17 protein-coding genes are annotated in these 22,966 nt (G+C 74.6%); 10 read left to right on the forward strand and 7 right to left on the reverse strand.

Translation table 11 applies throughout. The features are described from left to right. Nucleotides 1-52: 52 nt before the first annotated feature. Entirely contained in the window at nt 53-850 is a 798-nt protein-coding gene (locus FHS22_RS31645; protein ID WP_184947842.1) for an SDR family NAD(P)-dependent oxidoreductase, read from the forward strand. 45 nt (nt 851-895) lie between these two features. Then, nucleotides 896-1,654 carry a crotonase/enoyl-CoA hydratase family protein gene (locus tag FHS22_RS31650; RefSeq protein ID WP_184947843.1) on the forward strand — a complete coding sequence of 253 codons (759 nt, stop codon included), beginning with the start codon at nt 896-898 and terminating at the stop codon, nt 1,652-1,654. 21 nt (nt 1,655-1,675) lie between these two features. Here the strand turns inward: FHS22_RS31650 and FHS22_RS31655 are convergent, their stop codons facing one another. Then, nucleotides 1,676-3,217: an alpha/beta hydrolase gene (locus tag FHS22_RS31655; RefSeq protein ID WP_184947844.1), complete on the reverse strand. Its 1,542-nt coding sequence runs from the start codon at nt 3,215-3,217 to the stop codon at nt 1,676-1,678. A 369-nt stretch (nt 3,218-3,586) separates the two neighbouring features. On the opposite strand from FHS22_RS31655, the gene FHS22_RS31660 reads away from it, so the two are divergent. The 3 genes from FHS22_RS31660 to FHS22_RS39430 all read left to right on the forward strand — a co-directional run bounded on the left by FHS22_RS31660 (nt 3,587) and on the right by FHS22_RS39430 (nt 8,559). Next, a complete protein-coding gene (locus FHS22_RS31660; protein ID WP_184947845.1) occupies nt 3,587-4,672 on the forward strand; it encodes an S-(hydroxymethyl)mycothiol dehydrogenase in 1,086 nt (361 codons plus the stop codon). 26 nt (nt 4,673-4,698) lie between these two features. Beyond that, a complete protein-coding gene (locus tag FHS22_RS31665; protein ID WP_338048044.1) occupies nt 4,699-5,334 on the forward strand; it encodes an MBL fold metallo-hydrolase in 636 nt (211 codons plus the stop codon). Nucleotides 5,335-5,454: 120 nt separating this feature from the next. Then, the gene (locus FHS22_RS39430) at nt 5,455-8,559 is read left to right on the forward strand and encodes a tetratricopeptide repeat protein (RefSeq protein ID WP_184947847.1); all 3,105 of its coding nucleotides are present in this window, start codon (nt 5,455-5,457) and stop codon (nt 8,557-8,559) included. 153 nt (nt 8,560-8,712) lie between these two features. Here the strand turns inward: FHS22_RS39430 and FHS22_RS31675 are convergent, their stop codons facing one another. The 4 genes from FHS22_RS31675 to FHS22_RS31690 all read right to left on the reverse strand — a co-directional run bounded on the left by FHS22_RS31675 (nt 8,713) and on the right by FHS22_RS31690 (nt 15,874). Then, on the reverse strand, nt 8,713-9,951 hold the full coding sequence (locus tag FHS22_RS31675; protein WP_184947848.1) for a cytochrome P450: 1,239 nt from the start codon (nt 9,949-9,951) through the stop codon (nt 8,713-8,715). Nucleotides 9,952-10,103: 152 nt separating this feature from the next. Further along, nucleotides 10,104-13,046: a poly(A) polymerase gene (locus FHS22_RS39060; RefSeq protein ID WP_184947849.1), complete on the reverse strand. Its 2,943-nt coding sequence runs from the start codon at nt 13,044-13,046 to the stop codon at nt 10,104-10,106. Between the two features lie 2 nt (nt 13,047-13,048). After that, nucleotides 13,049-15,001 carry an RNA ligase family protein gene (locus FHS22_RS31685; RefSeq protein ID WP_184947850.1) on the reverse strand — a complete coding sequence of 651 codons (1,953 nt, stop codon included), beginning with the start codon at nt 14,999-15,001 and terminating at the stop codon, nt 13,049-13,051. Between the two features lie 399 nt (nt 15,002-15,400). Next, nucleotides 15,401-15,874, reverse strand: coding sequence for an SgcJ/EcaC family oxidoreductase (locus FHS22_RS31690; protein ID WP_184947851.1), 474 nt, complete (start codon nt 15,872-15,874; stop codon nt 15,401-15,403). Between the two features lie 217 nt (nt 15,875-16,091). Here FHS22_RS31690 and FHS22_RS31695 point away from each other — a divergent pair, with 217 nt between their 5' ends. Then, complete coding sequence (locus FHS22_RS31695; protein WP_184947852.1) at nt 16,092-16,733, forward strand: winged helix-turn-helix transcriptional regulator; 642 nt, start codon at nt 16,092-16,094, stop codon at nt 16,731-16,733. A gap of 114 nt (nt 16,734-16,847) precedes the next feature. On the opposite strand, the gene FHS22_RS31700 is transcribed toward FHS22_RS31695, so the two are convergent. After that, the gene (locus tag FHS22_RS31700) at nt 16,848-17,237 is read right to left on the reverse strand and encodes an Hpt domain-containing protein (RefSeq protein WP_184947853.1); all 390 of its coding nucleotides are present in this window, start codon (nt 17,235-17,237) and stop codon (nt 16,848-16,850) included. Between the two features lie 58 nt (nt 17,238-17,295). After that, entirely contained in the window at nt 17,296-18,543 is a 1,248-nt protein-coding gene (locus tag FHS22_RS31705; protein ID WP_184947854.1) for a response regulator, read from the reverse strand. A gap of 193 nt (nt 18,544-18,736) precedes the next feature. On the opposite strand from FHS22_RS31705, the gene FHS22_RS31710 reads away from it, so the two are divergent. Genes FHS22_RS31710 through FHS22_RS31725 form a run of 4 tightly spaced genes read left to right on the forward strand, consistent with a single transcriptional unit; the run spans nt 18,737 to nt 22,313 of the window. Next, complete coding sequence (locus FHS22_RS31710) at nt 18,737-19,483, forward strand: enoyl-CoA hydratase family protein (protein ID WP_184947855.1); 747 nt, start codon at nt 18,737-18,739, stop codon at nt 19,481-19,483. 15 nt (nt 19,484-19,498) lie between these two features. Beyond that, nucleotides 19,499-20,413, forward strand: a complete 915-nt coding sequence (locus tag FHS22_RS31715) for a CoA transferase subunit A (RefSeq protein ID WP_184947876.1) — start codon at nt 19,499-19,501, stop codon at nt 20,411-20,413. Beyond that, the gene (locus FHS22_RS31720) at nt 20,410-21,252 is read left to right on the forward strand and encodes a CoA-transferase subunit beta (RefSeq protein WP_377296987.1); all 843 of its coding nucleotides are present in this window, start codon (nt 20,410-20,412) and stop codon (nt 21,250-21,252) included. Before FHS22_RS31715 ends, FHS22_RS31720 begins: the two co-directional genes overlap by 4 nt. Next, nucleotides 21,252-22,313, forward strand: coding sequence for an NAD(P)H-dependent flavin oxidoreductase (locus FHS22_RS31725; RefSeq protein ID WP_377296995.1), 1,062 nt, complete (start codon nt 21,252-21,254; stop codon nt 22,311-22,313). The genes FHS22_RS31720 and FHS22_RS31725 overlap by 1 nt, the downstream gene beginning before the upstream one ends. Nucleotides 22,314-22,966 lie beyond the last annotated feature (653 nt).

The raw sequence follows: 22,966 nt of genomic DNA on the forward strand, positions 1-22,966 counted from the left end.
CACCCCTTACGGAAACCGCCGCGCCAGCGGCGCCGGCACGAAAGGCCATCACGTGAGCACCGACATCTGCGCACTCAAGGGAAGGGTCGCCCTGGTCACCGGGGCGGGCAGGGGCGTCGGCCGGCAGGTCGCCCTGCACCTGGCCGCGCACGGCGCCGGGGGCGTCGTCGTCAACGACGCCGACGCCGGGCGGGCCGAGAGCGTGGCGAAGGAGGTCAGGGCCGCCGGTGTGAGCGCGCTCGCCGCCACCGCCGACGTCGGGGACTTCGACGCCGTCACCGCGATGTTCGAGCGGGCCGGGGCGGAACTCGGCCCCGTCGGCATCCTGGTCAACAACGCCGGGAACCGGGGCGCCGCCCCCCGGCCGAAGGGCAGGCCGCGCCCGCTGTGGGAGCAGACCCCCGAGGACTGGGAGCCCTGGCTGCAGGTCAACCTGGACGGCGTCCTGAACTGCACCCGCAACGCCCTGGCCCACATGGTCCCCGAGGGCTACGGGCGGATCGTCACCGTCATCTCCGACGCGGGGCGGGTCGGCGAGACCCACGGCATGGAGATCTACTCCGGGGCCAAGGCCGGAGCGGCCGGTCTCACCCGGGCCGTCGCGCGCCTCGGCGGGCGGTACGGCGTCACCGCCAACAGCGTCGCCCTCGGCGCCACCCGCACCCCGGCCATCGCCGCCCTCACCGAGAACGAGGAGTTCGCCAGGAAGATGCTCTCCAACTACGTCATCCGCCGCTTCGGCGAGCCGGAGGACGCCGCCAACATGATCCTCTTTCTCGCCTCCGACGCCGCGGGCTGGATCACCGGCCAGACCGTGCCGGTCAACGGCGGATACTCCATGACCCTCTGAACGACCCCCTGAACGGACCCTCCGACACCTCCCGGGACGGCGCTCATGAACATCCGCACCGAACGCAGGGGCCACACGCTCCTGGTCACCGTCGACCGGCCGGAGGCCCGCAACGCCTTCGACCGGGCCACCTCGCAGGAGATGGAGGCCGCCATGGACCTCCTCGACGGTGATCCGGGGCTGCGCGCCGGCGTCGTCACCGGCGCGGGCGGCACCTTCTCCGCGGGCGCCGACCTCAAGGCCGCCGCCCGCGGGGAGCGGCCCGCGACCGCCCGGCGCGGCGGCTTCGGCCTGTTCGCCCAGCCGCCGGCCAAGCCGCTGATCGCCGCCGTCGAGGGCCACGCCGTGGCCGGCGGCTTCGAGCTCTGCCTGAGCTGCGACCTCGTCGTGGCCGCCGAGGACGCCGTGCTGGGACTGCCGGAGGTCCGGCACAACCTCGTCGCGGTCGGCGGCGGCCTGTTCCGGCTGCCCCGGCGGATGCCGTACCACCTGGCCATGGAGCTGGCGCTGACCGCCCAGCCGCGCCCGGCCGCCTACTTCCACCAGTGGGGCGTCGTCAACCACCTGGTCCCGTCCGGCGCCGCCGTGGAGAAGGCCCTGGAACTGGCCGACCGGATCGGCGCCAACGGGCCGCTCGCCGTCGCCGCCTCGGCCCAGATCGTCCGCCGCTCCGCCGACTGGACCGAGGAGCAGGCCTGGAAGGAGCAGACCGCCTTCGCGCGCCGGGCCATGGACTCGGCCGACACCGCCGAGGGGTTGCGCGCTTTCGCGGAGAAGCGCGCACCCCGGTGGAAGGGGGTCTGAGCCGCCGGACCCGTACGGCCCTCAGACCTTGGGGCAGCGGGTGCCCGCCGCGGGCGGCGTCCCGCCGATGAGATAGCGGTCGACCAGCCGGTCGACGCAGGAGGAGCCCATGCGGTAGGCGGTGTGGCCGTCGCCGTCGTAGCTGAGCAGGACCCCCGAGGACAGCTGGGACGCCAGCGCCGCCGACCAGCCGTAGGGCGTCGCCGGGTCGCGGAGGGTGCCCACCACCATGATGGGGGCGGCGCCCTCGGCCCGCAGCGGCCGGTCGGCCGCCGCGGGCTTGACGGGCCAGTAGACGCAGGGCGTGGACTCGGCGGAGATGTAACCGCCGAACAGGGACGAGCGGGAGGCGGCCCTGCGCGCCGCCCTGGCGTAGGCCGCGGCGGTCCCCGGGTAGGAGTGGTCGAGGCAGTTGATCGCGGTGTTGGCGTCGTTCTGGTTGGAGTAGGTGCCGTCGGCCTTGCGGCCGTAGTAGATGTCGGAGATGCGCAGCAGGATCGTGCCGTCGCCCGCGAAGGCGGCGGCGAGGGCCTTGCGCAGGACGGGCCAGGCCTCGCGGTCGTAGAGCGGGGTCAGGATGCCGAACGCGGCGATGGACTCGGTGATCTCCCGGCTGTCCTGGGTGTTGCGCAGCGGGGTCCGGTCGGCCCCGCGCAGCAGGGCGGCCGTCTCGGCGCGGGCCCGTGCGACCGTGCGGCCGGCGAACGGGCAGTCCTCGGTCGTGAAGCAGTCCCGCAGGAACGCCGTGTAGGCCTTCTCGAAGCCGAGGATCTGGGCCTCGCCGATCTCGATGAGGGAGAGCGAGGGGTCGAGCGCGCCGTCGAGGACCAGGGCGCGCACCTTCCCGGGGAACAGATCCGCGTACATCGCACCCAGATAGGTGCCGTACGACTTGCCGAGGTAGGTCAGTCCGGCGTCGCCGAGCGCGGCCCGCAGCACGTCCATGTCGCGGGCGGCATCCGCCGTGCCGACGTGGGGCAGCAGCCGCGCCGAGCGCCGGCGGCACTCCCGGGCGACGCTGCGCGAGGTCTGCCGCAGGGCCTTGGCCTCGGCGGGGGTGTCCGGCGTGGCGTCCGCGGCGATGTAGGCGTCGAGTTGCGGGCCGGTGAGGCAGCGCACCGGGGCCGATCCGCCCACCCCCCGGGGGTCGAAGCCGACGACGTCGAAACGGGCGCGGACGCCGGGCGAGACGACGTCCGCGGCCGACCTGGCGTACTCGACGCCCGAGCCGCCGGGACCCCCGGGGTTGAGCACGACCGAGCCGATCCGTTCGCCGCCGGTGGCCGCCAGGCGGATCACGCTGATCTTGATTCGCTCCCCGTCGGGCTTGTCATAGTCGAGCGGGACGGTGAGTTTCGCGCACTCGAAGCCGCCGCCGCAGGCGGTCCAGTCCAGCTTCTGGCGGTAGTAGCTCTGCAGCGCGTCCGCGGGCGGCCTGTCCGCGGTGATCTGCGCGGACGGCGTGCCCGCGGTGGTGCCCGCCGGCTGCTGCGCGGGGGCGGTGAAGCCCGTCGCGAGCAGCCCTGCGGCAAGTGGCGTGATCATCAGAGTGGTGCGTCTCATGGTCCCGGCCTCCGTTCGGGAGATGGCAGTCGTTCCCGCATTGGCACACCGGGTGGTAGACGTCCGCTTGCGTCCCCCTTGACGACCGCCGACGGGAGCGGGCGGGCCGGGCGGCAGGGCATGGGGACGCGACCGTCCGGCCGGAGAATCCGTTGCGCGGATGAGTGCCATGAAAGATATCGATTTCCTTGAAGCCTGATTCGATGTAATGGTTGCCGCGCCGCAGGGGAAGGAAGTTCCCGGTATGGACAGGGCGGTTTTTCGGGCCTACCCATATTCGTGCGCCGCCCCCGGCGTATTTACGTAACATTTCCCGCATCAGGATGGAACGGGCACGGACAGCGGCCCGAGTGGAAGGAGCGGAAGCCGATGGTGCATGAGGTCCGCGGAGTGGTCGCCCGGTCGAAGGGCGAGCCGGTGTCGGTGGAGACGGTGCTCGTGCCCGACCCCGGCCCCGGTGAGGCCCTGGTGAAGGTCCAGGCGTGCGGCGTGTGCCACACCGACCTGCACTACCGCGAGGGTGGGATAAACGACGAGTTCCCCTTCCTGCTCGGGCACGAGGCGGCCGGGGTTGTCGAGGCCGTGGGAGAGGGGGTGACCGGCCTGGCGGCGGGCGACTTCGTGATCCTCAACTGGCGGGCGGTCTGCGGCAACTGCCGGGCGTGCCTGCGGGGCCGGCCGTGGTACTGCTTCGCCACCCACAACGCCGTGCAGAAGATGACCCTGGCCGACGGCACGCCGCTCTCGCCCGCCCTGGGCATCGGCGCCTTCGCCGACAAGACCCTGGTCGCGGCCGGGCAGTGCACCACGGTGGACCCGGCGGCGGCCCCGGCGGTGGCGGGCCTGCTCGGCTGCGGCGTGATGGCGGGCATCGGCGCGGCCGTCAACACCGGAGGCGTCACCCGCGGCGACAGCGTCGCGGTCATCGGCTGCGGCGGCGTCGGCGACGCCGCCATCGCCGGGGCGCGGCTGGCCGGCGCCGCGAAGATCATCGCGGTGGACGTCGACGACCGCAAGCTGGAGTGGGCCAGGGGCTTCGGCGCGACCCACACGGTCAACTCCCGGGAGAGCGACCCGGTGGAGGCGATCCGCAAGCTGACCGGCGGGTTCGGCGCGGACGTGGTGATCGAGGCGGTCGGCCGCCCGGAGACCTACAAGCAGGCCTTCTACGCCCGCGACCTGGCCGGGACCGTGGTCCTGGTCGGCGTGCCCACCCCCGAGATGACGCTGGAGCTGCCGCTGCTGGACGTCTTCGGCCGCGGCGGCGCGCTGAAGTCCTCCTGGTACGGCGACTGCCTGCCCAGCCGGGACTTCCCCATGCTCGTCGACCTGCACCTGCAGGGCCGGCTCGACCTCGGCGCGTTCGTCAGCGAGACCATCGGGCTCGGCGACGTCGAGGCGGCCTTCGCCAAGATGCACCGCGGCGAGGTGCTGCGCTCGGTGGTGGTGCTGTGATGGGCGGCGCCGTGACGGATGGTGCCGTGACGGGCGGTGCCCGCATCGACCGCGCCGTCACCTCCGGCACCTTCAGCCTGGACGGCCAGACCTTCGACGTCGACAACAACGTCTGGGTGCTCGGCGACGACGCCGAGTGCGTGGTCGTCGACGCCCCGCACGACGTGGCGGCCATCACCGGCCTGGTCGCGGGCCGCAGGGTCGTGGCGATCCTGGCCACCCACGCCCACGACGACCACGTCCGGGTGGCCCCGGCCCTCGCGGAGGCCACCGGGGCACCGGTCCTGCTGCACCCGGACGACCTGCCGCTGTGGCGGCTGACCCATCCGGACCGCGAGCCCGACGGGCCGCTGGCCGACGGGCAGGTCGTCGAGGTCGCCGGCACCCGCCTGGAGGTCCTGCACACCCCGGGCCACGCGCCGGGGGCCTGCTGCTTCCACGCGCCGGAGCTCGGTGCCGTCTTCACCGGCGACACCCTTTTCCAGGGCGGGCCGGGTGCCACCGGGCGGTCGTTCTCCGACTTCGGCGTCATCGTCGCCTCGATCCGCGACCGCCTGCTGACCCTGCCGCCCGGGACGGCCGTGCACACCGGGCACGGGGAGAGCACCACGATCGGGGCCGAGAAGCCGCACCTGCAGGAATGGATCCGCCGAGGACACTGAGACGGGTCACCGGGAGCACTGCCGGAGGCCTCGCCCGGGTTCCGGCCGGGTGAGGCCTCCCGGGTAACGGGTCAGTGACATCGTGCGCGCGCCGGTGGCCGCTGACAGCACGCTGGAAGGGTGCCGAACACCGCCGCCCCAGAGCCGCCCCCTGCCCGGATTGCACGGAGCCTGCCGGGCCTGCCGCGATTCGCGGTCGTCGCGGTCGCGTCCGCGTCGTTCCTGCTGGCCGCCGCGGGACTGGCCGGTCTCGTCGCCGCGCTGTTCCGCATCCCGGCGACCGAGCTGGAGGATCTGGACAAGCGGGCCAGCGTGGGCGGGTTCGTGCTGGGCGCCGGAGGCCTCGTGATCGGCCTCGCCGGTCTGGCCGTCAGCGTCGTCGCGCTGCGCGCGCAGCGGCGCCCGCCGCAGGCCGAGCAGGAAGAGGCCGCAGGCGAAGACCGTGCGGCCGATCCGCCCGGTGGCGACCATGTCTTTTTGGGAGGCGCCTTCCGGGCGGCCGCCACCGCGGCGGAGGTGACCGAGGTGAAAGCCTCCGGAGGGCGGTCGGTCGCGTTCGGGCGTGACAACCACGGGGTCCTGGCGACCGGGGACATCACCGTCGCCGCGCCCGGGCCGACGCTGCCGCCGGTGGCCGACGTGGACGCGACCGGGATCGTCTGGCTGCCGCGCCCGGTCTCGCCGGTGTTCGTCGGCCGTGAGCACGACCTGGAAGCGCTCCGGGAGGCACTGCGGAACGGGCCCGGGGTGATCGCCCAGGCCGTGGTCGGTCTGGGTGGGATCGGTAAGAGCGAGCTGGCCCTGTACTATGCCGCCCGCTGCGAGGACGCCTACGACCCGGTGTGGTGGATCGACGCTGACAGCCCCGAACGCGTCCAGGCCGGTCTGGCCGGACTGTGCCGGGCGCTGTGCACGGGCGTGGCGTCGGCGGCCGCGGCCCAGGCGCCGGTCGAGGAGGCCGCCGCCTGGGCGCTGGCCTGGCTGGCCGGCCGCGACGGCTGGCTGGTCGTCTTCGACAACGTCGAGGAGATCGCCCACATCCAGCCGTACCTGGGGCGGCTGACCGCCGGGCACGTGCTGATCACCTCCCGCCGGGACACGGGCTGGAGGGAGATGGGCGCCGTGCTGCGGTTGAAGGTTCTGGAGCCCTCGGCCGCGGTCGAGCTGCTGCGCGACCTGGTCCCGGCGGCCGGCTGGGACGAGGAGTCGGCCGCGGAGCTGGCCGCCGAGCTGGGGGAGCTGCCGCTGGCGCTCAAACAGGCCGGCGCCTACATCGCGCACACGCCCGGCATGAGCATCCCCCGCTACCGGCATCTGCTGCGCACGGCGCCGGTCAAGGTCCTGGCCGCCGCCGGTGCCGGGTCCGGACCGGCCGAGCAGGTCGTGGCGCGCACCTGGGCGGTGACCGGCCGGCGCATCGCGCGGGCCGATCCGCTGGCGGTACGCCTGCTGCGGCTGCTGGCCTGCTACGCCCCCGACCAGCTGCCGTGCACCGTGCTGAACGGCGTCGAGGACGCCGACGAGTTCGCGGTGGCCGAGGCCCTGGGGGTGCTGGCCTCCTACAGTATGATCACGCCTTCGGTGGACAGGCAGTCGGTGAGCGTGCACCGCCTGGTGCAGGCCGTCATCCTGGCCGAGATGCCCGGAGGGAAACGCTCCGCGGTCCGCGCAGAGGCGGCCGCGCTGCTGGAGGCCGCCCTGCCGGACGACCCCCAGCGCACCTCTTCCTGGCCCGCCTACGCACGGCTGCTGCCGCACGCCCGGGCCGTCCTGGATCCCGACACCGACGCGATGGGCATGGTCATCGACTATCTGGGCGCCAGCGGTGACGACTCCACCGCCTGCACCCTGCAACACCGGCGCCTGCTCGCGCTGAGCGACCGTCTCGGTCCCGAGCACACGAGCACCCTGTTCGCCCGGCACGACCTCGCCTACTGGACGGAGCGGGTGGGGAACGTGGCCGCGGCCCGGGACATGCTGGCGGAGCTGTTGCCGGTGCGCGAGCGGGTGCTGGGGGCCGAGCACCCGGACACCCTGGCCACCCGGAACCAGCTCGCCAACTCCATCGGGGAGGCGGGCGACGTGACCGGCGCCCGGGACGCGTTCGCGGAGCTGCTGCCGATGGACGAGCGGGTATGGGGGGCCGAGCACCCGGACACGCTGACGGCCCGGCACATGCTCGCCCGCTGGACGGGGAACGCGGGGGAGGCGGCCGCGGCCCGGGACATGCTGGCGGAGCTGTTGCCGGTGCGCGATCGCACGCTGGGGGCCGAGCACCCGGACACCCTGAGCACCCGGCACGACCTCGCCGTCTGGACGGGGAGGGCGGGGGAGGCGGCCGCGGCCCGGGACGCGTTCGCGGAGCTGCTGCCGGTGTACGAGCGGGTGCTGGGGGCCGAGCACCCGGACACCCTGAGCACCCGGAACCAGCTCGCCAACTCCATCGGGGACGCGGGGGACGCACCCGGAGCCCGGGACATGCTGGCGGAGCTGCTGCCGGTGTACGAGCGGACGCTGGGCGCCGAGCACCCGAGCGCACTGCACCTCAGGTACGACCTCGCCTGGTGGGCGGGGGACGCAGGGGACGCGGCCGCGGCCCGGGACATGCTGGCGGAGCTGCTGCCGGTGCGCGATCGCACGCTGGGGGCCGAGCACCCGGACACCTTGAACGTCCGGCACGACCTCGCCGTCTGGACGGGAGGGGCGGGGGACGCGGCCGCGGCCCGGGACATGCTGGCGGAGCTGCTGCCGGTGTACGAGCGGGTCCGCGGCCACGAATGTCCCGACACCCTGGGCACCAGGCACGACCTCGCCTGGTGGACGGGGAAGGCGGGGGAGGCGGCCGGGGCCCGGGACATGCTGGCGGAGCTGCTGCCGGTGTACGAGCGGGTGCTGGGGGCCGAGCACCCGGGCACGTTGAACACCAGGGACAGCCTCGCCGTCTGGACGGGGGAGGCGGGGGACGCGGCCGGGGCCCGGGACATGCTGGCGGAGCTGCTGCCGCTGCGCCGGCGGGCCCACGGTCCCGAACACCCGGCCGTGCTGGAGAGCTGGCACGAACTCGCCCGCTGGACGGGGGAGGCGGGGGAGGCGGCCGGGGCCCGGGACATGCTGGCGGAGCTGCTGCCGCTGCGCCGGCGGGTCCGCGGTCCCGAGCATCCGGACACGCTGGACACCCGGCACCAGCTCGCCGACTGGCGGAAGAAAGCCGAAGACCGCTCCTGAAAGCCGTCCCGGCCTCTTGGGATGACGGCGTGCTTCACCTGGCCGGTGAATCCCGGACGAATATTTCCCGAGAACCATCGTCTTCCGGAAAGATTTGCTCGTATCCATTTCGACAATGGACCGCTTGTCGGAGATTTCGCCTGAACGCGCTGATCAGGACGGGTGCGGGAGGGCGGCGACCGGAGAGCGATCCCGTGGAGCCGACCAGCGCAGCGGCAGGGAGCCCAGGCCGTAGATGCCCTCGACGCCGCCGAACTCCGGATCTCCGTCGAGCGCCAGATCCGGCATGCGAGGGGCCAGGAACGCCAGCGCCTCCTCCAGCTCAGCCCGTGCCAGGTTCGCGCCCAGGCAGTAGTGGGCGCCGGCGCCGAACGTCAGCAGCCGCGCGTCCCGTCCGGCGGTGACGTCGAACACCTCGCCCGCCTCGGTCTCGCGGTTGCCGCGCTCGGCGCAGACCGCCACGATCGACCCCGCCGGGAAGACGACCCCGCGGTGCTCGACCTCCTCGACGCAGACCCGCGCGGTGAACGGGGTGATCGGCTCGTACCGGAGCACCTCCTGCACGGCCCGGCCGGCCAGGGCGGGGTCGGCGGCCAGCAGCGCCCACTGCCCGGGATGCCCGGCGAACAGGCGCAGCGCGTGCGCGAGCTGCGCCTGGGTGGTGTCGACCCCGCCGGCGAGCACGTTCAGCACCAGGTCGACGCACTCGCCGCGGGTGAGCCGGTCGCCCTCCTCCTCGGCGGCCAGCAGCGCGCTGACCAGGTCGTCGCCCGGGTCGTCGCGGCGCGCGGCCAGCAGCGCCTCGACGTAGTCGTACACCTCGGCCACGGCCCGCTCGATCCGCGGCAGCTCCGTCGCCAGGGCCCGGACGTCGAACTGCCGCTGCACCCAGTGCGACCACTCGTGCAGCCGCGGCGCGTCCCCGGGCGGCGCGCCGAGCACCGCGGCGATGGCCAGCGCCGGGTACGGCCTGGCCACCGCCGCGACGAACTCGCACGAGGTCGCCGCCCCGTCCCACAGCCCGGCGAGGAACTCCCGCATGGCCGGGCGCCAGCGGTCCGCCGCCCGCGGGGTGAAGGCCGGGCCCACCAGCGCGCGCAGCCGCCGATGGTGCTCGCCGCTCTGGTTGAGGATGTTGGCGTCGATCTGCTCCCGCAGGCGGCCCCCGGTGACGCCGAACAGCTCGGCGATCTGCCTGCCGGGGAAGGCGGTGGCCCGCGACCGCAGGAAGAACTCGCCCGACTCCCGGTCCAGCACCACGTACGAGAGCGGCCCCTGCGCCAGCCAGCCCTGCGCGGCGGCCTCCGCCAGCCGCCGGTGGTAGACCTCTCCCACCAGGTCGGGCGCCGAGTAGTCGAACACCGGCAGGTCCAGTTCCGTCACGATCGCCATGACGCCTCCCACGACGCGGATCGATCTCGACCGTACCTTCGGGCCGTCCGGCCCGCCCGTGCGAACTCTCACAGCGTCGGGCCGGGCTTTTCGGCAGAACTCAGCCGAAAAGCCCGGCCCGGGGCCGGACCCTCCGGGCGTGACCGGGACGGTCAGCGGAGCGTCGGCACCTCACCGCACTCCGCCCGGCCGACCTCCGTACCGCGCAATCCCGCCGCCCACGGACCGGAGAGGCCCGCCAGCCCGGCCGCGTCCGGCGGCCTGCGGCCGAGCCCCACCGCGAAGCGGGCCAGTCCCGGCCCGGTCTCGTACGGCCGGGGCCACGCGTGCACGTCCCGGACGCCCGCGCGCTCCAGGGCGGTGAGCAGCGCACGCACCCGGCCCCGGACGCGGCCCAGCGTCACGGCGAACTCCTCGCCCCGCTCCGCCCGCACGGTCACGACCGCCCACGCCGCGTGCCGCCGGTGCAGCGGCGGCGGGGACGACAGCTCCGGGAGGGGATCCCGCCCGGTCTCCGCGGCCGACTCCACGACCTCCCAGGCGCTGTAGAGCTCCTGCGTGAGGAGGTCCCGCATGCCGGGACCGACCTGCTCGCTGCAGAGCCGGACCGGGGCGGTCGGGGTCAGGACCCGCACGGCCGCCCCGGGGCCCGCCTCCGGTCCCGCCGGGACGCCGTCCGGCCGCAGCATGATCGGCTCGTGCCAGTCCCACGCGGCCCACGTGCCGAAGAACCGGCGCAGCGACTCGCCGGGCGGCAGGTCGCCGGCCTCCCGGACCGTCCGCGCGGCCAGGACCGTCCAGGCCAGGCCGGGCAGCCCGCCGAACGGCGCGGAGTCCAGCCCCCGCGCCTTCGCCCACGTCTTCACCTCCCGGGCCAGCCGGGCGAACCCGGTACGGCGCGCGCCGTCCCCGGGGCCCGCGCCGATCGCGGCGAGCACCGCCTCCGCGTCGCTGACCGCGCTCAGCGCGATCGCGGCGGCCTCGCCCAGCTCGGCGCGGCGGGAGACCGCCTCGGCGGGGGAGACGTCCCCGGCCCCGACGGTGACCAGATCGACGTCCAGGTCGCCGGCGTCCAGCCGCAGGCCGGGCACCCGGGCCCCGGTCACGCGCCGCACCCCGGCCGCCTCCGGCAGCGCCGCCTTCACCCGGGCCTCGACCTCCGCGAGGTCGGCCGTCCCCGGCAGCGCCGCCACCAGGTCCAGGTCCGCGTCCGCCGGGGCGCAGCCCAGGCGCCGCGAACCCGCGACGTGGACGACCCCCTCCGGCAGCGCGGCCCGCAGCCGCTCCACGACCTCGTGCGCCCGAACGGCCCGGCGGCGCTCCCGCACGCCGTCCTCTTCCGGCCCGTCCTCTTCCGGCCCGTCCTCTTCCGGTCTGCCGCTCCCGCCGGCGGCGCGCCCCTCCTGGTCGAGCCAGCGCACCTCGCCCGTCCCCAGAGCGACGGCCGCCCGGGGCCGCATGGGCTCCTCGCCCCGGCGCGAGAGCAGGACCACCTCACCGACGTGTGCGGACACGGCGCCGAGCCGCACCGCGCAGCCGGCGGCCAGCCGCTCGGGATCGCGCGTCCTGCCCAGGGTCAGATGCGGGGTGTAGCCCTCGGCGCGGCCCCGGCACCGGGGGAAGCGGCGCTCCAGCGCGGCGCGCAGCCCGGCCCACGGCTCCGGGCCGGCCGCGGCAGGGTCGAGCCAGAGCATGAAGTCGTCACGGTGCGGAAAGGCCTGCACACCCGCCAGCCGGGCGGTGAACGGAGCGGTCTCGGCGGCGGCGGAGGCCAGCAGCGGGGCCGCCTCCTCGAAATCGTACTCCGGCACGAAACCGAACAGCACGTTGACGTGCGGCGGCCACCGGCGGGCCTGCGGGTCGTGCTCGCGGCGGATCTCCTGGATCGCCGGCCAGAGCTCCTCCGGCGGGATCCAGGCCACCGCCGTCCGGGCCGTCGGCCGTACGTCGAGGACGCCGGGGGAACCGGGAGAACCCGGCTCGTCCTCGACGACGGCGAGGTCCACCACGACGCCGTAGTGGTCCGAGACGAACAGGCCGTCGGGGGTCGCCGGGGAGTCGCCCAGCAGGGCCGCGGCCTCGGCGCGCAGGCCGGACCCGCGCAGCAGCACCCGGTCGAGCCGGGAGGCCCGGCCGGAGAGGGAGGAGACGGCCGCCAGCGGGTTGGCCACCGGGTCGAAGGTCGCCGTCCGGTCGCCGGGCCCGCGGACCTCGGTCCAGGCGTCCCGCATCCCCAGCGTCTCGGCGGGCCCGCTCCCGCCGTCGTTGAGGTCGCCCAGCAGGATCACCGCCCCGTCCACCGAGGCCAGCACCTCGGCGAGCCGGGCGAGCTCGGTCTCCCGGCGGGCGGGACCGTTCTCGGAGTGGTCGCTGGTGAGATGGGTGGCGGCCACCACGACCGGCCCCGCGGCGGACTCCACCGTGACGGCGGTGACGGCCTTGTACGGGCCGAGGACGTACCGGCCCGCCTCCCGCACCGGCAGCCGGCTGAGCAGCAGCAGCCCGCTGTCGTCGACGTCCCGCCCGGCAGGATCGGTGCCCAGCGTGTAACCGGAGCGGACCCACCGGGCCCGCAGCAGCGCCTCCAGCAGCGCGGCCTCGACCTCCTGCAGCGCGATGACGTCGGCGTCGGCCCGCTCCAGCGCCTCCAGCAGCAGGGGCCTGCGCCGGGCGGTCTCGATCCGGTCGCCGTCGTAGCGGTCCCACAGGGTGTTCCAGGTCAGCACGCGCACCCGCGCCGCCTGCGGCGCACGCCCGGCGGGCACGGCCTCCGCCGGGAGCCAGCCCGTGAGCGGGTCCCAGGCGGACGGCGTCCCGGCCGTGAAGAACGGCGCCCGGAGCCTGCGCGGGTTCCGCACCCGTCCGGCCCGGGAGGAGTCGATGAGGTCCAGGCCCGACGACCGGTCCCAGACGACCTCCCCGTCCGCCTCGACGAACAGGATCCGGTGCCAGGGGATGTCGCCGCCGGGCACGAACGCGGGCAGCGGAACACGCTTGGGCGCGGCCCCGCGCACGTTGATCCCCAGGACGAACCGGGCCGGGTCGAAGCGCGGATCCCAGCGGACCCGGTGGTAGATCTCCTCGCTCGTCCGCATCCTCATCCCTCCTCGCCGTCCAGGGACCCGGCGACGTCGCGGACGTCCCCCTCGGCTCCGATGTACCACGTGCGGTGCGCCTCTCCCGCATGGGGCGGGGAGAAACGGCGGAGCTGGGCGGCCAGCACCCCCGGCGGCACCGGGTGCGCGCGGCCGGCGTTGCGCCGGGCCAGCACCTCGTCCGGGACCAGCACGACCGCGTGCGTCGTCAGTGCGTCGCGGCGGCGGGCCACGGCGTGCACCAGGGAGCGCTGGTGCCGGTTCAGCGCGGTGGCGTCCCAGACGGCGGTCCCGCCGCCGGCCAGGAGCGCGTCGAGCCGGCGCAGGCCCTCGCGCAGGACCTCCGGGTTGGCCCGCTGGTCCGACCGGGACCCGCGCGCCTGGCGCAGGTCGTCGAGCGAGACGACGGCGCCGTCGCCGGCGATCCGCCGGGCGAAGGTGCTCTTCCCGCTGCCCGACGGCCCGACCATGACGACGAGCCGGGGGAATCCGCCCGACCGCCACCTCCAGCTCAGCGCCACGGCCTCCTCCGCCGTGGAGATCCGGCCCTGCGCGTAGGCCTCCCGCGTCTCGGCCCAGCACCGGTCCGCCGCGTCGGCGCCGGGTACGCCGGCCGCCGTCCGCGGGCCCGCCGGTCCGGAGGCGCCGCCGGGTTCCCCCGCGCCCGCCGTACCGGAGCCGTGCCCGGAGGAGGCCCCGAGCGCCCGGCGCAGGCCCGAGCGGAGCGGCTCCAGGGGCGCCTCGCCGAGCAGCCCGGCGTCGTCCGCGTGGAGCTCGGACCAGGCGACCTGCTCGCGCGCCTCGGCCGCGTCGCCGTCGCCGCGCCCGGCCAGGACCGCGGCGGCCACCGCGTGCAGGACCCCCAGGTCGGCCGCGGCGGCCAGCCGTACCAGGCCGGTCCTGCGCGACTCGTCGGGGAAGGGCCGGTGCAGCCCGGCGTGCAGCTCGGCCAGGTCGGCGATGCGCCGGGCCAGGGGCATGCCGAGGGGCGCCGCCAGCCGGGACGCGAGCCGGTTCCGGTGCGCGCCGTGGAGCAGCGCGGCCAGCACCCCCGCCAGCCGGGCGTCGCCGGTCCGGCCCAGCAGGTCGAGCCGGGAGGCGACGTCGGCCACGGCCGCCTCGGCGCGATCGAGGGCGGCGGGATCCGGCGTGGGCGTCTCCGGCACGGGTGCGCCCGGGGCGCAGGCCGCCGGTACGGCGTCCCCCGCCGCGGAACCCCCCGCCGCGGGACCCTCAGACGTGGAGAACCCGTACGGTTCCCCGGCGGGGAACCCCACCGCGGCCAGGAGCGCGGGCACGTCCGCCGAGGCCCCGGAGCGCACCTCCCACAGCGCGGCGGCCGGGGCCAGGCCGTTCTCGACGACGGGCGCCAGCATCCAGTGCTCGCCGGTCTGCACGTGCCCCGGGCGCACCCACTTGGCCACGCGGTGGGCGAACTCCTCCCGCTGGAACCCCCCGGCGGTCCGCACGACGTAGCCCTCCTGCCGCGCCGGGTCCACCCGCAGGGCCCGCAGCGCCCGCTCGTCGAAGACGCCGCGCCACAGCACCCGCGGTACCGGGACGCCCAGCCTCCGGGCGAAGCGCACGGTCCGGTCCCAGTCCAGGCAGTGCCCGCCGTCCCAGACGGAGAAGGCGTAGAACCAGCTCTCCAGGTCGGTGTACCCGATCGAGTGGCGGGCGTAGAGGTTCTCCCCGCATACCCGCCACCCCGGCGGGATCGAGCGGGCGATCCTGCCGTGCAGGGCCTTGATCCAGGCGCGGGACGGGTGGTGCGCCGAGTCGAGCGAGCGGGCGTGCAGCCCGTCGGCGTACAGGGTGGTGTTCTCCCCGTCGAGCTTCTCCGTGACGACGACCTCCCGGCCCGCCAGCCCCGGCACCCCGCCGGCCCGCACGTCGTCCGCGGACGCCCCGGGCGACCAGGGCAGGTGGGGAGTGCGCGGATAGTGCACTCGCATGGTCCCCTCCCCGTGACGTCGTGGCGCTCCGGTGACTGTAGGGGGAGGGGCGGAGGTGAATCCATCGAATAACGCCTGCCGCGACCCGGCTCGCGCCGGGTCCCCCTCAGGGCGGCTGAGGCCGCGCCGCCGTACACCCGCCGCGGTCAGGGGTCGATCGCCCGGGCCCGCCGGCGTGGATCGTCATCCGGGGGCCGTGCACCGCCGAAGCGGATCCGTGCAGCAGGTTGGCGATCCGCGGGCCCCGGCGACCCCTCGAACCGGCCAGGACGACCGGCATCATGATGCTGGGGCTTCACCCAGGGGCAAGGTCCAGCCCCTGTGCGGCCCGGCCGGATCGTCGTGCGGTTGGCAGCCGTGCGTTCGCGCCGTACGGGGACCGGAGGCGCCGCCCGGGCGTCACGGAAGGGGCGGAGGGTCTTCCCGCAGGAGGTGCCGGAGCTCGGCGGTGTGCTGCTCGACGAGGTGGGGGCGCCCGTGGTACTGGGCCGGCGTGTTCTGGAGGAGGACGATCCTCCAGGCGCCGTCGTGCCGCTCGGCGATGAGGGTCTGGTGGGCGTTGACGGCCGGGTCCGGCCCGGCGGCCCCGGGCGGGACCATGCCGACGACGGCCCGGAGCAGCGCCGTGTCGGGGCCGAGGCGGCGGATCTCGCGCACCTTGGCGACGTAGGCGGCGGTGGGGTGGTCGGTGAAGATCGCGGAGAGGTGTTCGAAGACCTCCTCCCCGCCCGTCTCGACGCTGCCGTCGAACCCGATGACCGTGCCGTCGACGGCGAACAGCGAGGCGTAGTCCTCGGCGTCGCGGCGGTTCCAGGCGTCCAGCAGCCGGACGTAGAGGTCGCGGACGGAGGGGGCGGCGGGATCGGCGGCCATGGGATCTCCGGGGTCGGCGGCTCAGGTGGTCGTTCCCACGATAGGTACCCCGCCCGGGCCCGGACACCCGGTCCGGGCGACCGGATACTCGGCGATCCGGTACGACGCAGGATCCTGGAACTGCCCGCGGGCGGGGAACGACGCCCACTCGCCGCGATGTCAAATTGCTAAAAACAAGTGTGATCTGATTATGGATTCATAAGCTAAAATTCGAAGCATGGCGAAGCGTGAGTTCGGGCAGTACTGCGGGCTCGCCCGCGCGGTGGAGATCGTGGGTGAGCGCTGGGCGCTGCTCATCGTCCGTGACCTGCTCGTCGGTCCCCGGCGCTACACGGACCTGCGCAAGGGCCTGCCGAAGATCCCGACCAACATCCTGTCGGCCCGGCTGAAGGAGATGGAGGCCGCCGGGGTGGTGCACCGGCGCGTCCTGCCCCGCCCCGACGGCTCGGTGGTCTACGAGCTGACCGAGTACGGCAGAGACCTGGAGGAGGCCGTGGCGCACCTGAGCCGCTGGGGCGCCAGGTCGCTGGGCGAGCCCCGGCCGGGTGAGATCGTCACCCCGGCCTCGATGGTCCTGGCGATGCGCAACACCTTCCGCCCCGAGGCGGCCGCCGGCCTGACCGCCGGCTACGAGCTGCGCATGGGGGAGGTCGTCTTCCACCTCCGGGTCGCCGACGGCGCGCTGCACGCCGGAGAGGGCCCGCTGCCGGACGCGGACCTGGTGATCGAGACCGGGCTGGCGATCAAGGCGCTGATGGCCGGCGAGATCACCCCGGACGAGGCCGTCGCCGCAGGCGCCGTGCGCCTCACCGGCGATCCCGCGCTGCTGAAGAGGTTCGTCGAGACCTTCCGCATCTGATCCCGGCGCGTGCCCCGGCGGGCCGATCGACCCGGGAACACGCGCCGGGCCGGATCACGGGCGAGGCGGCGCCGGCGAGGGAACCGGTCGCCGCGGGAACACGGGCGGGCCGGGTCAGCCGGTGGGCCGCCCGGACCGCAGGTCGCCGAGGACCTCGGCGAACGCCGTGCCCGCCTCGGCGAGAGCGGACTCGAGCAGGGCGGGTTGGGCGGCCAGCAGGTCGGACCGGGCCTCCTCGGCGAGGCGCTCGGCCTCGGCGCAGAGGGAGGCGAGGGTGTCCACCCCCAGGTTCGCGGAGGCGCCTTTCAGGGTGTGCGCCCAGTGGACCGCCGCGTCGAGGTCCGCCGTGCCGATCGCCGCGGTGAGGTCGGCCAGGAGGACCGGCGCCCGGTCCAGGAACGAGACGATGAGCCGTTCGGTGAACGCGACCTCCTCCGGAGTGTCGTCCTCGATCAGATCCGCGATGCGCGCGCGGATGCTCAGAGTGGTGCCGCGCACGGTCATCGGGGCCTTCCGGGAGACGCCGGGCGGTCCGCCGCCCGGGGCGCCGGGCCGTACGGGCTCATGCCGCGACCGCCGAACGCGGCACCGGCACCGCCGGCGGCGCGGAGACGGAGGTGCCCGGCACGGCCGCCCAGATCGGTTCGACGATCTGCACGATGTGCTTGTAGTTGGTGAGCCGTTCCAGGAGCATCTCGGTGACGAGCAGGCCGCGGCCGATGAGCACCGGGCCGTTGACGGCGACGACGTCCTCGGCGATGCGCATGCCGACCTCGAGCTCGCCCACCCGGAAGGGGCGGACCGTCTCCTGCGGAGCCGTGACCCCCCTGGCGCGGCGCAGGGCGGCCAGCACCTCGGCGTCGTAGCCGCCCCGCTCCTCCAGGACGGCGACGGCGTTCTCCGCGGCGACATCGCGGCTGGCGAAGGCCTCGAACTCGATCGCCGCGCGCAGCACGTCGATGGCCACCGGCACCATCGGTCCCGACGGCCGCACCGGCGCGTGCGGCTCGCCGCCGTCCGCGGGCTGGAGCCCGCGCACGATCTCGACGACGTCCTCCAGCATCGGCACGTCGCCGAGGAGCCGGGCCGTGATGCCGGGCATGGCGTCGATCATCTTCTGCTCGTCGTCGGGCAGCGGCAGCCCCCGGTCCAGTTTCTGCAGCACGCTGGGCGGCAGGGTGACGGCGCCCAGCTGGGAGGCCATGGCCGCGACCTCGATCTCCCAGACGTTGCTCAGCCCGAGCTCGCGGCAGAGCTCGCCGACCAGGTCGCGGATGCGTCCCGCCCGGGCGAAGGCCTGCGGGCTGGCCAGTTCCAGACAGCCGAAGAGCGCCTGGAGGCTCGTCCTGAGGGTCTTGTCCAGGATCTCCCGCTCGGCCGTGACCAGCCGGTGGTGCTCCACCGCGTCGCGGACGGTGCCGCGGAGCTCGCGGGTGGGGCACGGCTTGCACAGGAACCGGAAGACCTGCCCCTCGTTGATCGCGGAGATCGCGGAGCTGAGGTCGGCCTGGGCGGTGTGCAGCACGCGGCTGATCTCCGGATGCCGGAGCCGGACCTGCTCCAGCAGTTCGATGCCGTCCATGCCCGGCATCCTCATGTCGCTCACGATCGCGGCGAAGGGACCGTGCCGGTCGAGTGCGTCCAGCGCGGTGAGCCCGTCGGGGGCGGTGACGACGCGGTAGTTCCCGCCCAGCTGGTGGCTGAGCGTCTGCAGTACGGTCGGCTCGTCGTCCACCAGCAGGATGGAGGGCGCCTCGCCGGCGAACGCCGGGGCCCGGCGCCAGAGTTCGGTCGGCAGCTCGTCTGACATTCTGATCCCGTCCTCGTGTGTCTGCCCCTCCTATCGGCTCCGCCGGAGTGGTGCTGAGCACAAAGGGGCGGGAGAGCGGGCCCGGTCCCTCCGGTGTCGCACCGCCGGGGGAGGCGACGGGTTGCGGGGAGGGCCGGGCGAGGTTCCCTCTGCTACCTTAATTTCTAACAAACGTTTGGTGGAAAGGTGGCGCATGGGAATCTCCACCAGGAACCACGGCGACGGCGTCGCCGAGATCGTCATGGACGTGCCCCCGGTCAACGCGCTGCCCGTGCAGGGCTGGTTCGACCTGGCGGACGCCGTACGGCTGGCGGGACGCGACCCGCGGACGCGGGCGGTGGTGCTGCGCGCCGAGGGCCGGGGCTTCAACGCCGGGGTGGACATCAAGGAGATGCAGGCCGCCTCCGGCCACGGCGCGCTGGTCGGGGCCAACCGGGGCTGCTACGAGGCCTTCGCGGCGGTCTACGCGTGCGAGGTCCCGGTGATCGCGGCCGTGCACGGGTTCTGCCTGGGCGGCGGGGTCGGCCTGGCGGGCAACGCCGACATCGTGGTCGCCGCCGAGGACGCCTACTTCGGCCTGCCCGAGGTGGACCGCGGCGCGCTCGGCGCCGCCACCCACCTGGCCCGCCTCGTCCCGCAGCACCTGATGCGGGCCATGGTCTACACCTGCCGCAACGTCACCGCGGCCGAGCTGCACGCCTTCGGCTCGGTGCTCCAGGTCGTGCCCCCCGCGGAGCTCCGCAGGGCCGCCCTGGAGGTCGCGGCCCGCATCGCCGCCAAGGACCCCTACGTCATCCGGCGGGCCAAGGAGTCGCTGAACGGCATCGACCCGGTCGACGTCAACCGCAGCTACCGCTTCGAGCAGGGCTTCACCTTCGAGCTCAACCTGATGGGCGCCGGCGACCGGCACCGCGAGTCGTTCGTCTCCGGGGAGGGGTGAGCGGTGGACAAGACCATGTCGATCGAGGAGGTCGTCGCGTCGCTGGAGAGCGGCATGACGATCGGGATCGGCGGCTGGGGCGCGCGGCGCAAGCCGATGGCCCTGGTCCGCGCGATCTACCGCTCCCCGCTGGAGGACCTGACGGTCGTGTCGTACGGCGGAGCCGACGTCGGCCTGCTCTGCGCCGCGGGCAAGGTCCGCCGGGTGGTTGCCCCGTTCGTGACCCTCGACTCGATCCCCCTGGAGCCGCACTTCCGGGCCGCCCGGCAGGCCGGTGCGGTCGAGTTCACCGAGTACGACGAGGGCATGTTCATGTTCGGCCTGCTCGCCGCGGCGCACCGGCTGCCGTTCCTGCCGACCCGGGCCGGGCTCGGCTCGGACGTCATGCGGGTCAACCCGGAGCTGCGGACGGTCCGCTCGCCGTACGGCGAGGCCGGGCAGGACGGCGAGGAACTGGTCGCGGTGCCCGCGCTGGCGCTGGACGCCGCCCTGGTGCACATGGACCGGGCCGACATCCGGGGCAATGGCCAGTACCTCGGCCCCGACCCCTATCTGGACGACCTGTTCGTCAAGGCCGCCGCCCGCTCCTACGTGAGCTGCGAGCGCCTGGTCGGCCCCGGCGGGCTGGACGGCCCGCCGCAGAGCCTGCTGGTCAGCCGGATGCACGTCACCGGGGTGGTGGAGACGCCGGGCGGCGGCCACTTCACGGAGAGCAGCCGGGACGGCGGTCCGGGCGGCGGTCCGGGCGGCGGTCCGGGCGGTCGTCCGGGCGGTGGCCGGGACGAGGCGTTCCAGCGGCACTACGCGGCCGCGGCGGCCGACCCGCAGGCGTGGGCGGCGTTCGCCGGCCGGTTCCTGTCCGGGGACGAGGCGGCCTACCAGGAGGCGGTACGGCGCTGGCACGAGGAGCGCGAGGAGGGGACGCGATGAGCACGACCGGTACGGGGCCGGACACGGGTCCGATGGGCGCGGGCGCACCGGGTGCGGCGGCCGGAGCGGGCACGGGAGCGGCCGGGACGGACGCCACCCGCGCGGAGGTCTGCGTGGTCGCCTGCGCGGAGGCCTGGCGCGGGGACGGCGAGATCCTGGCCGCGGCGATGGGCACCTGCTCGATCCTGGGCGCCCGCCTGGCCAGGCTCACCTTCGAACCGGGCCTGCTGACCACCGACGGCGGCGCGCTGCTCACCGCCGAACCGGTGCCGATCGGCGCGCCCGCGGGACCGGTCGAGGGCTGGATGCCGTTCCGCGACCACCTCTGGCTGGTGCAGAACGGGCGGCGGCACGTGATGATGGGCGCCTCGCAGATCGACCGGTACGGCAACACCAACATCTCGGCGGTCGGCGACTGGGCGCGGCCGAAGTCGCAGCTGCTGGGGGTGCGCGGCGCCCCCGGCAACACGATCTGCAACCCGACCAGCTACTGGATCCCCCGGCACTCCACCCGGGTCTTCGTGCCGCGGGTGGACGTGGTCAGCGGCGTGGGCCACGACCGGGCGGCGGAGCTGGGCGGCCGGGCCTCCCGCTTCCACGGTCTCCGCCGGGTGGTGACCGACCTGGGGGTGTTCGACTTCGGCACGCCGGACGGGTCGATGCGGCTGGTCTCGGTCCACCCCGGGGTGGAGGTCGAGCAGGTCGTGGCCGCCACCGGCTTCGATCTCGTGATCGACGGCGACGTGCCGCAGACCCGCTGGCCGACGGACGGGGAACTGCGCCTGATCCGCGAGCGGCTCGACCCGAAGGGCCTGCGGGACACGGAGGTCCGCCCGTGATCGAGCAGATGCTGGACACGCCGCTGACCCGGCTGACCGGGATCCGCCATCCGGTCGTGCAGACCGGCATGGGCTGGGTGGCGGGCCCCCGGCTGGTCTCCGCGACGGCGAACGCCGGCGGCCTGGGCATCCTCGCCTCCGCCACCATGACCCTGGGTGAGCTCGGCTCCGCCATCGAGGAGGTCCGCTCGCGCACGGACGCGCCCTTCGGGGTGAACCTGCGCGCCGACGCCTCGGACGCGGCCGAGCGCGTCGACCTGCTGATCAAGAACGGAGTGAGGGTCGCCTCGTTCGCGCTGGCCCCCCGCCAGGAGCTGGTCGCCCGGCTGAAGGACGCCGGGATCGTGGTGATCCCGTCGGTCGGGGCGCGCCGCCACGCCGAGAAGGTCGCCGCGTGGGGCGCCGACGCCGTACTGGTCCAGGGCGGCGAGGGCGGCGGCCACACCGGGGCGGTCGCCACCACGCTGCTGCTTCCCCAGGTCGTCGACGCGGTGGACATCCCGGTGATCGCCGCCGGGGGCTTCTTCGACGGCCGGGGCCTGGCCGCGGCGCTGGCGTACGGCGCGGCGGGCGTGGCCATGGGCACGCGGTTCCTGCTGACCTCCGACAGCTCGGTCCCGGACGCGGTCAAGCGGCTCTACCTGGACACCGCCGAGACCGTGGTGACCCGCCAGGTGGACGGCATGCCGCACCGGGTGCTGCGCACGCCCCTGGTGGACGGGCTGGAGCGCGCGGGCCGCCTGTCCGGGACGGTCCGCGCGGTGCGCAACGCCGCCCGGTTCAGGAAGATCTCCGGCATGTCCTGGCCGGAGATGATCCGCGACGGCCTGGCCATGAAGCACGGCAGGGAGCTCACCTGGTCCCAGGTGCTGATGGCGGCCAACACGCCCATGCTGCTCAAGGCGGCGATGGTGGACGGCCGGCCGGACCTGGGGGTGATGGCCTCCGGGCAGGTGGTGGCGCTCCTCGACGACCTGCCCTCCTGCGAGGAGCTGATCGACGCCGTCGTCACCCGGGCCGCCGAGGTCCTGCGCGGCCTGGGGGGCACCCTGACGGGCTGAGCCCTCCGGGTGCTCTCCCCGGCCCCCGTGCTCCGGACGGCCGGGGCGACCGGCCGTCCGGAGGGCCGTCCCCGTCACCCGCCGTCGGCGGCCCCGCCCGCAGCCCGGTGCCCAGAGCCTTTCCACGCCGGGGTCTCGCCAAAGGCGGCGGAGCAACTGCCGAAGAGTTCCGAACACCGCACTCGCGAGCTCGTCGATATCAGGTATGGCGCAGCGCGACGTTGCGGGGCGGTCCTTGCCGCTGAAAGCTGTGGAGCCGAAAATTGTTTTACGGACATTTGTTCCCAGGCCGATTCCGGCCTGGATCGGATGTCCGCCGCAAATGACGGGCTCCGCCGGCGGCTGCCTGTATTGCGCACCCGCCAGAGGTCTGGTATTTGTTGAAGATTTTCCATCCTCGCGCTACCTCGTAATTCTGCAGGGCGGCGACGGCCTTCACGGGTGTCCGGTCTTTCCGGGGCCGCCGCGGAGCCTGCGGAGGATGCGCCGGCTCTCGAACTGGACGCCGGTCTGCTCACCGGCACCAGGTAGCCGGTATGGCGTGATAGAACGGCGCGAAGGTCCTGGTTGTGACGGACGTGGTCGTGGTGATCAATCCGTCTGCCGGGAGTTTCTCCACGTCATCAGGCGAACGCCGTGCCCGCGACCGTGCC

The organism is Thiemannella venezuelensis (assembly GCF_014203605.1).
Lineage (GTDB): Bacteria > Actinomycetota > Actinomycetes > Streptosporangiales > Streptosporangiaceae > Planomonospora_A > Planomonospora_A venezuelensis.